The sequence below is a fragment of the Streptomyces sp. NPDC053750 genome, from assembly GCF_044544295.1.
Taxonomy (GTDB): Bacteria; Actinomycetota; Actinomycetes; order Streptomycetales; family Streptomycetaceae; genus Streptomyces.
The window spans coordinates 1-2,552 of sequence record NZ_JBITXB010000060.1; the positions used below are offsets into that span (position 1 = coordinate 1).

Sequence of the window (2,552 nt, forward strand, 5' to 3'; positions counted from 1 at the left end):
TGCCCGGCGCCCTCGACGTGCGCCTCGACAGCAGGGCGACCCAGCGCAAGCTGCGCACCACGCTCCGCGGTGTACGGGAGTTCTGCACCAATCCGCCGTGACCACCAAGGGGCACGGCGGCCGGCGCCGCGGGCGAGCCGTATCGCGCTCGTCCGGTACAGACTCTGCTCCAGAGGAGGTTGCGGAGCCACCACGTTCCGTCGGCGTCACGGAAGGCTTGAGCTGGATAACAGCAAGAAGCGTCGAAACTCCCAGCGGGCCTCACGGCCCGCCTCCGGTTCGCCCGGGGGCCGTACAAGGACCGTATCGGGCCTGTACGGTCCATTTTGGTCCGACACGGACCGAGACGAGACCTTCAGTCGGCTGAGGAAAGGTGAGATCCTGCTTCTTGCTGTTATCCAGCAAGCGGACTGGTTTACGTACGCTGTCGGCATGCCGAACCCGCGCACCGCCGACGCCCTCGCCGCGATCGGCGCCTTCATCAAGGCCCAGCAGGACGCCGGGTACGCCTCCGGGACCGTACGGCTGCGCGGCATCCTCCTCGCCGAGTACCTGGAGTACGTCCTCCAAGAGGAGAAGGCCACTTCCCTCACCGCTGAAGAGCTCGTCCAGCCCGAGCGAGCGGACTCCTGGCTCGACGCGGCGAGCGCCGGCGAGACCCGGCGGCGCAACACCCTCACCGGTCCGAACGCCGATGCGGCGCACGACTCCCAGCGCGCCCGGATCCAGGCGTACAACGCCTTCACGGCCTATCTCGGACTCAACGTGGCTCGGCCCTACCCACCGTCCGGCCACGGTGACCGCCTGGAGCCCGAGCAGGCCTACCAGCTGCTGCGCACGCTCGCCGTACGGCGCCCCACCGGCGCCAACGCCGCCACCGCCATCCGCACCGCCGCGGTGGCCGCCCTCGTCGCCGCCACCGGCCGCACCGTGCCCCAGCTCCACCAGCTCAACGTCACCGACATCGACCTGGAACGCCGCCCGGTCCCCGTCGTGACCGTCGCCGACTTCGACCACGCCCTCGACAAGCACGCCGTGGAGATCCTGCGCCGGTGGCTCGACGTCCGCGCCGGCATCACCGAGGCCCTGGAAGGCAGCGACCCCGGCTACCTGTGGATCCCGACGAAGCCCGGCCGCGAACGCGCGGGCGTCCAGCCGCCCAAGCCCGGCCTGACCCGGGCCGCCGTGCGCACCCTGCACGCCGCACACCGCAACCTCGTCCTGCAGGTCGTCGGCGTCCCCCTGCGACCGTACGCACTCCTCCCTCGCGCCTGACGCTGCCACCACCCGCGCCCATGGCGGAGCCGTTCACGACGCCGCCCCGGCCAAGGGGCTTACGGAAGCCGTTGGACGCCGACGACATCGTGGCCTCGGAGATCGTGGAGGACACCCACAGGCCACCAGCCCCGCCACAGGCCGAACAAGCCGCGCCTTTCAGCTCAAGGACGACGGGCGACGCGGAGGCGGCACCGCCCGCAACAACTCCCACAGCGGACGCGAACCCGACGCCCACACGGCCAGCGTCCGACGGTCGACGACGTGCAGACGCTGCTGCTTGGCGAACGTCACCGCAGGTCCGGTCACCCGGCCGTTCGTGACGATCACCGCGACGTCCGCGCCGTGCACCTGCCGGGCCGTCCCGTTGAGCACCTGCAGATCCGGCGTGCCCACCGCCGAGCCCTGGGCACCGTTGCGGCGGTGCTTGCACTGGATCACCCAGCGCCGCCCGAACGGATCCGTGGCCTTCACGTCCGCGCCCAGGTCCCCACGTCCGCCGACCCGCTGGGCATCCCGGCAGCCGTCCCGCTGCATCAGGTCCCGTATCGCGTCCTCGAACCGCGTGTGGTGCAGCGCGTCCAGCTGCGGCAGTCCGTAGCGCAGGCCCTGCGCCCGCACCGCCTCCCACTGGGCCCGCTGCTGCCGGTTGTAGAGCCAGCCGGCGCCCGCCAGTACAGCGAGCCCCAGGACCACGACGAGCACCCACCAGTGCGCCAGCAGCCAGTTGACCACCATCACCATCAGCCCGATGCCGGCCGCCGCCACCACGGCGAAGACGACCAGCTGCACGTCCCGCTGTTGCTGCCTCCGGCTGGGCCGCCTCGTACGCCGCCGTGCCGGCGGCCGCCGCCGGGTCACCGCTCCCACCGGATCGGGTACGACACCGTGGGACGAGGCTGTGGCGCCCGCACAGTGGGGACGTCGTCGAACCGGATCGGGTACTGGACGGTGGTCTGCGGCCGCGGAGTCTCCCCGCCCCCTGCCGAGACGTTGCTGTTGCCCAGCCCGACCACGGCTAAAGCCACCACACCGAAGATCATCGTCTCCCGTCTGGCGCCCGGAGCCCACCGCGAATGCGCGCGAACCCGTGTCCCGTCAGAACGCACATACGACCGCACCAAAGGCATGCAAGCCTCCCCCTCGTAACAACTCCCCGCACAACAGCCCATGCTGACAGGAGGCACTGACATTGATGCTGATACTCGGGTTCCGGCGGTCGTGACTCGGGCACTGACTGACGCCCTGCTGGGCTGTCCTTGTGTTGGTCTGTCCGG

The 2,552-nt window shown here is 70.8% G+C and carries 2 protein-coding genes and 1 pseudogene; 2 read left to right on the forward strand and 1 reads right to left on the reverse strand.

What is annotated here, in order from left to right:
• Positions 1-101: pseudogene (locus ACIGO6_RS41585) on the forward strand (dTDP-4-dehydrorhamnose reductase); the annotation flags it as partial.
• Positions 102-432: 331 nt separating this feature from the next.
• Positions 433-1,275 carry a hypothetical protein gene (locus tag ACIGO6_RS41590; RefSeq protein ID WP_399886017.1) on the forward strand — a complete coding sequence of 281 codons (843 nt, stop codon included), beginning with the start codon at positions 433-435 and terminating at the stop codon, positions 1,273-1,275.
• A gap of 159 nt (positions 1,276-1,434) precedes the next feature.
• Here the strand turns inward: ACIGO6_RS41590 and ACIGO6_RS41595 are convergent, their stop codons facing one another.
• Positions 1,435-2,136, reverse strand: coding sequence for a restriction endonuclease (locus tag ACIGO6_RS41595; protein ID WP_399886019.1), 702 nt, complete (start codon positions 2,134-2,136; stop codon positions 1,435-1,437).
• Positions 2,137-2,552 lie beyond the last annotated feature (416 nt).